The sequence below is a fragment of the Halodesulfurarchaeum sp. genome (assembly GCF_036626455.1).
Lineage (GTDB): Archaea > Halobacteriota > Halobacteria > Halobacteriales > Halobacteriaceae > Halodesulfurarchaeum.
This window is the reverse complement of sequence record NZ_JAZKRK010000057.1, coordinates 1-7,535: the sequence shown is the minus strand read 5'-3', so window position 1 is coordinate 7,535 and position 7,535 is coordinate 1. Positions and strand designations below refer to the sequence as shown.

Here is a 7,535-nt window from a genome sequence, read left to right as displayed (position 1 = left end):
AAGGTGGTTGACAGCGAACCCAGCGTCCCGACCTTTGGCGTACCCGGCTTCTTCGGCCATCGGAGTGTCGAACTCGTAATCCGTGTGGCCGTAGGTTTCGTTGGCCACGTCGGTGGTTTCGTCGTCGATAGTCCGTTCGACGGCCCCGTCGCCTTGACGGCCCCAGCCCCACATCGTCCCGACGACACCTGGGCGAATCCCTTCCGTGACCATCGCCATTCCCTCGACGGACGTCCGCCCAGCGTCGATTTCGATGTGATCACCGTTCTCGATGGCCCGTTCATCCGCATCGACTGGGTTCATCCAGACGGGGTTTTCGGGACGTGTTTCCCGCAGCCACGGTGAGTTCTGGGTTCGGGTCATCCCCTGGGTTCGCGGCTTCCAGTTGATCAGGTGGAGTGGCCGGTCCGGTTCCGCATCGCTGAGGACCGGGGTCAAGATGTCGCCGTTGAAGTGGGTCACGTCTGTGACTTTCGGCAGTGGATCGAACGGCGTTCCATCGTACGCGTCTTTGCCAACGGGCATGATCTCGTTCCAGAACGTAACCTCGCCGTCGAGTCGGTACCGCATTTTGTCCCCCTCATACGCGTTCGACGGATCGTACCGCTCGGCGTAGTCATAATCGAATCCGTGTTCGTCAAAGGCCTCGGCGTAGTTCGGGATCGGCTCTTCGAAGCGACCGCCACGGTTGAGGACCGTGACGACTTTCCGCCACTCTGCATCTGTGACCGTCCCCTTCCATTCGTCGTAATCGAAGAATTCGCCGAGGCCGTTCTGATGGGCTTCCTTGAAAGCCTGGAGTTCGTCGTCGTCAGCATCTTGGACGGGCCCTTCTTCGTACGGAAAGCTATCTCGGTCCAGTCCCGGGGGAAGCGACCGTGATTTGTCGATGTCCCCGAGATCGGGATCGAGGGTCTTGGTCTGGAAGCCAAGATTCGCGACCATCTTGAGATAGAAATCCTCGGGAGTGTCCAAGGGCCAGGTTTCCCCATCAGTATCCACGATTGCGTCCTCACCCACGCCCGGCATCGTCTCGCCGGTCGCCGATTCGAGTTCTTTCAGCATGTCGATGAGGACCTGCTCTGACAGCTCCGTTTCCGGAAGCACCCTGACGGCGGGATGGCTAATCTTGTCGTCCGCGAGTCGCTTGTTCGGATAGGTTCCGAAGTTCTCCCACCGTTCGAGGTACGTCGGCTCGGGCAAGATGTAATCCGCGTTCTCACTCATCTCGCCGATGACCGTATCGAAAGCGACCAGAAGTTCGATCGCATCCTTGTCTTGCAGGGCGTCAGTGATCATATCACCACCCGCAGCAGCCATCACGTGGTTCTCGGAGTACGTTCGCAGAAACAACGCATTGATCGAGTAGGGGTATTCCTCCTGTGCACTGTGATAGATCTCCTGAACCTGGTGCTGGGGTGCGAGACGAAACCACGGTCGCTTCGCCGGATAGGGGTCCTCCTCATCCTCGGGAAACAGACGCGTTCCCTCGAAGTCCTCGGCGTTGTGAAGCGCTCGTGTTATTGGGAGTCCCCAGGGCGTTCGCCCATCGGGCACGTTTCCGAGTACGTAGCGGCCACCCATGGTTCCATAGCCTGCATACGGCGTGATCTGGCCGCCCTTCCAGTCGAAATTCCCGATCAGGTGCTGCAGGGTGGCTATCGCACGCGTATTGTAGAACCCATTTGTGTGCATTGAGGGGCCACGATACTGCATGATCGCCGCTCGTTTCCCGTGACTCGTGAACTCGTTCGCGATTTTCGCGATGCGATCGACAGAAACGCCAGCCATATCGGCGTAATCCTCGAGACTGTGCTCATAAACCCGCTCCTTGTAGAGCCGAAAGACGCTCTTGACGGGTGTGCCGTCGATGACGGTTTCGACGTCCAACGTGCCTACATCGGTGTCTTCGGCTGCAACCACCTCGCCGGTCGTCCCAGCAAGAACCGCACGGTCCCCGTCAATGCCAAGGGTTCCAGCCGTCTGGGTTTTGGCTTTGGGTGTCGCCGTGGGATCGCCGTCGACTGCAACCAAATGCGTGGCGTCACTGAAGGTGCTTTCACCGTCCGTGTCTGCTGCTTCGGTAGCAGGATTGCTCAGGTAGTCTTGATCGTAGCGATCGTGTTCCAGAATCCACCGGGCCATACCCATTGCCAGGGCCCCATCTGCGCCGGGTTTTACCGGAACCCACGTGTCCGCTTTCTCCGCCGTCTTGGACAGTCGCGGATCAACCACGTCCATCTGCATCCCGTCTTCGATCGCATTCGTGATCTTCGGTGCGAGCCAGGTCGGCCCCTTGTTCGAGACCATCGGATTTGTCCCCCAGACCAGGAGGTATTCCGTGTTCTCGATGTCGGTGTACTGGCGCTTTTTCGTATTCGCATGTGACCTGACATTCCCCAGGACGGAGGAAAAACCACACACGCCGGCGTGGTGGTGGCTGTTGATCGAGCCGAGCGATCCCTGGAACATTCGAGCCCGGATGAGGAAGCGACGGAAGCCACCGACATCGACGATCTGGTTGGCTTTCGGACCCAGTTCCGGAATGTCGGTGTCGACGAGTTTGTCCTGGTATTTCTCCTCGAAAGCCGCGTCACCGAGGGCTTCTCGGTCCTCCATTACCTGGTCCTCGGGGACGTAGTCCCACATCTCCTTGAGCCCGCGATGACCGAGGTCGTCATCTCCATGGACGATCTCCTCGATCGCTGTCTCCCAAGAGATCGTCTTCCACTGGTCGCTTCCCCGTTCGCCGACGCGTTTCATCGGTTTGCGAACGCGGTACGAGTCAAAAGCGGTCTGTATACCGGCCTGACCCTTGAGACACATCCGAGCACCATTGAGGGACCATCGATCGGTCGACACGTCACCGGTCCCATCGAGGTCCCCCGTAACGACGGACTCGAGGTCACTATGGTAGGGGACCTGAGCGAAGGGTTGGGTGTTCAAAAAGGAGTAGGGATTCCCGGCGAGTTTCCGCACCAGGGAGCTGTACTCCTTGTTTTTCGTACTCCCGTCGTCCAGCCGAACCTTGATCGGACAGAACGTATTGCACTGCCCGCAGGTCGTGTGGATAACCTCGCTTGCGTCGTATTCGTCATACTCTGTGCCAACGTAGTGTTCAGGGTCGTCTTCCCAGAGGGAAGAGAAGTCCAGTTCGTGGGCCGCACCGCCCGCGGACAGTGCTGTGAAGGCACCCGCTGACTTCACAAATTCACGGCGGGAGAGGTCCGGTCCGTCGTCGAGGGATTCATCAGTACTCATTCGTGTTCATCCTCCGTAAGAGGGGTTAGTGGCAATGTTTCAGCGCCGAGCGTGTAGATCAGGAGCCCGACGGCGACGATACCCAAACTCGTTGCCCATTCGGTAAGGGTGGGCAGATAATCACCTGCCGGAAGGCCCTCCATCACCGGATTCACCAGCGGCGGAACGACGATGTTGAACCGGACACCGACGACACCGATAACGACCGATAGCCCCGCGATCACCATGAACATCGGGCGACGGCGCCAGGACCGACGACTGGTCAGTACGAGCGGGAGGACCCATCCGAGACCGACCATTACGATCCAGAACGACCACGCCATCTTTCCAAGCGCAATCGTCATCCAGGCCGCCAGGTGGGCGCCCTCAAGCGACATGACCCCGATAAGGGCCTCGATGGCCGTGAACGCCGCATCGACCAGGACAAACGCCAACAGCAACTGTCCCAGCCGATCGAGAAGGTCCAGATCGATGGGTTTTGCGTCGAAGAACTTTCGCCGCAGCACGTAGACGGCCATGACGAGTGCCGTTCCGGAGAGCAGCGCCGAGATGACAAAGATCACCGGGAACAGACCGCTGTTCCAGTAGGCACGAGCTTTCACACCGGCAAAGAGAATCCCTGTGCCGCCGTGGACGAAGAAGATGGCGAGTGGAATCCCAAGGATACCGATGCGTTTGAGCCACTTCTTGTCTGCGCTCACTGTTGCGTCGCTCAGATCGGTCCGACCGAGAGTGAGCAGTCCGGAAACCCGCGCTCGGAGACCAGAGCCGTGCTCGGCGACACGGACAAGGTCTGCACGCATCGAGAAATACAGTTCGGCCGTCAGAACGCCGATATAGGCCACGTACGCGTGGACCTCCCAGGCTAGGGCCGAGGTTAGCTGGCGCCAGATAAAGGGGAAATACATTCGTTCCATCCGCCCAAGGTCGATCCAGACGAACAACATTGCGACGATCATCGCGATGATGGCAGCAAAGAGGGCGTCCCGATCGATGTTCTCCATACCCTCCATCTCAAAGACGTTCGCGAGGGTGCTGACGAGGAACGCACCGGCCGAGAGACCGATGAAATAAATGTAAAACGCCACCCAGGCCCCCCATGGGGTAATTGAAGTCAAATTGGTCGTTCCCATCCCGCCGACAATGCGCTGGTACGTCGCGTACGCGCCCACGAGGAGGGTAATTGCTAGGATACCGTACCAGACGATCCGGATCCGGTTGTCCTCGAAGCCCGGATTGAAGTCGGGCAGTTTGTTTGCCGTTGCCATTGTTATTTGAGGTAGTAGACGTTCGGGTCGTTGCCCGTGTGCTCTTTCAGTTGCATCGCGCGGGTCGAATCAGCCATCTGTGCAACGTCGCTGTCCGGATCATCCAAATCACCGAAGTTCCGGGCGTCACCAATACAGGTCTCGACACAGGCTGGTTCTTCGCCCCTGCCCAGCCGGTGATAACAGAAAGTACATTTCCGGGCGTTGGCCTGTGGAGATTTGCCATCCTCCCGACTCCCACGGTCGACCCCGTACTCTGGACTCGTTATCTCGCCAGCACTCATGACCTCGTCTTCATAATCGTCGCCGAAGTCGAGATAGCGCGCCCCGTACGGGCACGCGATCATACAGTATCGACAGCCAATACACCGGTCATAGTCGATATTGACGATCCCGTTTTCCATCTTGTACGTCGCACTGACCGGACACACCTGCACGCAGGAGGGAGTCTCACATTGCATGCAGGGACGGGGAACGTTGGTCCGGGTCGTGTTGGGGAATTCACCATGTTCGTGCTCCATCACGACGTTGTAGGTGACACCAGGCGGCGTCCGATTCTCCGCTTTACACGCGACCGTACACGAGTCACAGCCGACACACTTCTGGAGGTCGATTACCATTCCCCACCGCGTGTCCTCCTCGCCCAGCGGAGACTCGATCTGCTCGGCAACGGCGTCCATTGAGTCGAGGGAGCAGGAGAGTTGGTCGGCCGCTGGTTCGTCAATCGTTTGGCAGCTACCGCCCTTGTCCACTGCCGGATTTGGCGTCTCTCGATACCCCTCGCCGAACTCTTTGGTCGCTGACTCGTCGTATTTGGCCCAGAACGACTCACTCGAGATCGCTCCCTTTGAGACCCGCTGGGCGTCCTCGGCCATCGCGAGACCGAGGTCAGTCGAGAACTCGACCTCGGCAAGTGTTTGCTCCGGGTCGTCCCGTTCGGCCTCAACCAGTTCGTCCATCTGCGCCTGGTCGAGATCGGGCACGCCAGGGGAGGCATCGACGCTCATCGATAGCCACCTGTTATGTGGCGTGTTGCGTCGGAAAATCTCGATTCAATTGGTGCTCGCATACACCGTTTCCCAGACGTTCCATGCCCCTGAGCAGGCACCCAATATGAATAGGTTGGCCTCTGGCCCAGTTATTGACTTAAATAAACACCCCCAATACATATAGAATCAGTCCCGACAACTATTTTGAGGCCCATTCCGTACCCCCGGACAGACCCGTGATCATTCCCGACGGACTTATCATACTGACTTCGATCGGCCTTCGACTCGTGGGGCTTGGATACTCGATATACCTCCTGTATCGAGTCAAGGACGCTCGTTTCGGGTTTTTGACGCTGATGCTCGGTCTCATGGCGACTCGACAGATCCTCAGCTATCAGGCTGGGACGCCGGGGATCGACGAACTCCCGGGCCTCCTCGTCAGTGTGCTGGCCGTCCTGACGGTCTATTATCTCTCCGAATACGTCGAACAGGAGACGAAGATCAAAAACACCATTCGATCGACGAACGAACGACTAGGGACCTTCGAGAAGGCCATCGAACACGCTGGCCACATGATCTTCATTACTGACCCGGATGGAACAATAACCTACGCGAATCGAGCCGTCGAATCAGTCACCGGCTATTCACGCGGCGAAGTCATGGGCCGGGACCCATCGCTGTGGAAGTCCAACTATCACGAGGAATCTTTCTATGCAGCGATGTGGGATACCATCAAAGACGGATCCATCTGGGAGGGCCAAATCGTCAACGAACGAAAATCCGGCGAACAGGTCTGGGTCGACATGACGATCGCACCGATCGTCAACGAGGACGGGACCGTCGAGAAGTACGTCGCCGTGGACACCGACGTAACCGACCGCCTCGAACGGAAAGAGCAGATCACCCAGCAGAAAAACCGGCTCCAAACGCTCAACCGAACGAACGAGGTCCTTCGTGACATCAACCGCGAGCTCGTGGAGGCCGACAGCCGCGACGCGATGGAGGCCGCAATTGTCGAGCAGTTCGCCGATTCCCCACAGTATGCCTTTGCCTGTCTCTCCGATCAGGCCGTGGGCACCGAAGTCATCCGCCCACGGGCAACGGCCGGACTTGATGAGAACGATCTAGACGAACTCATCGGGGCGATCAACGAGTTAGAAGGAAAAGACCCCCTTCGAACCGCCGCTCGAACGGGGACTGTGCACATCAGCAGCTGTGAGGACCCTGAAGCTGACTGGTGTAAGCCCTGGCTCGAACGTGGGTATAAAGCGACGGCTGCGATCCCACTCACCTACGGCGACCGCCAGTACGGCGTGCTCTGTATCGGCACCGACAAAATCGGGGCTTTCAAGGACATCGAAACGGCCGTCTTCGCGGAACTCGGCGAGACCATTGGCTACGCGATCAACGCCGTCGAAAGCAAGGAGGCACTGTTGACCGACAGCGTCACCGAAATCGAGTTCGAGGTGACCGAATCCGACTATTTCCCCGTCGAGCTGACGGCCGATGGCGGGTCGATGGAACTCACATGGATGACGCCCGGTCCGGGGGAAACGCTCGTCCAGCATTTCACGATCCGGGACATCGATTCAGCGAGGATCGAAGACTTCGTCGACGAACGACCCGAACTCGGCACGGTTAATATCATCACGACAGATAAAAGGGAACTTCACGCGCGATTCGAGCTCCAGAAGTCCTCGCTCGCTCGCCCGATCGGAGAATACGGGGGCGACCTCCGGCACATCGAAGCGAGTGATGGCAGGGCCCGTCTGACCGTCCACCTCTCACCGAATGCGAACGTGCGAACCGTCGTGGAAGGACTCCAGACCGATTACCCGTCGATCGAACTCCGCGCCCGCCGGGAAACCGAACGCCCAGCGCCGACCACGGAGGAGATCAGGACGGCCATCCAGGAATCCCTGACCGATAGACAGCAGGAGGTACTTCATACCGCGTATATCGCCGGCTTCTTCGACTGGCCCAGGGAGAACTCCGGGGAAGAGATCGCCGAGACGAT

Annotated in this window: 4 protein-coding genes; 1 reads left to right on the top strand and 3 read right to left on the bottom strand. The window is 58.6% G+C overall.

The annotated features are described in order from the left end of the window. The 3 genes from V5A26_RS10850 to V5A26_RS10840 form a co-directional block, all read right to left on the bottom strand. A partial coding sequence (locus V5A26_RS10850) for a molybdopterin-dependent oxidoreductase (protein WP_332322503.1) occupies nt 1-3,261 on the bottom strand: 3,261 nt, incomplete at its 3' end. Next, nucleotides 3,258-4,529: an NrfD/PsrC family molybdoenzyme membrane anchor subunit gene (gene nrfD, locus V5A26_RS10845; RefSeq protein ID WP_332320139.1), complete on the bottom strand. Its 1,272-nt coding sequence runs from the start codon at nt 4,527-4,529 to the stop codon at nt 3,258-3,260. The genes V5A26_RS10850 and nrfD, both read right to left, overlap by 4 nt. Before the next feature lie 2 nt (nt 4,530-4,531). Further along, nucleotides 4,532-5,536 carry a 4Fe-4S dicluster domain-containing protein gene (locus tag V5A26_RS10840; protein WP_332322502.1) on the bottom strand — a complete coding sequence of 335 codons (1,005 nt, stop codon included), beginning with the start codon at nt 5,534-5,536 and terminating at the stop codon, nt 4,532-4,534. 269 nt (nt 5,537-5,805) lie between these two features. Between V5A26_RS10840 and V5A26_RS10835 the strand changes: the two genes are divergently transcribed. Continuing rightward, a partial coding sequence (locus V5A26_RS10835; RefSeq protein ID WP_332320137.1) for a bacterio-opsin activator domain-containing protein occupies nt 5,806-7,535 on the top strand: 1,730 nt, incomplete at its 3' end.

Bases quoted from the DNA above. Each gene is read 5' to 3' on its own strand.
- nrfD (WP_332320139.1), bottom strand. From the start codon at position 4,529: ATGGCAACGGCAAACAAACTGCCCGACTTCAATCCGGGCTTCGAGGAC.
- V5A26_RS10840 (WP_332322502.1), bottom strand. From the start codon at position 5,536: ATGAGCGTCGATGCCTCCCCTGGCGTGCCCGATCTCGACCAGGCGCAG.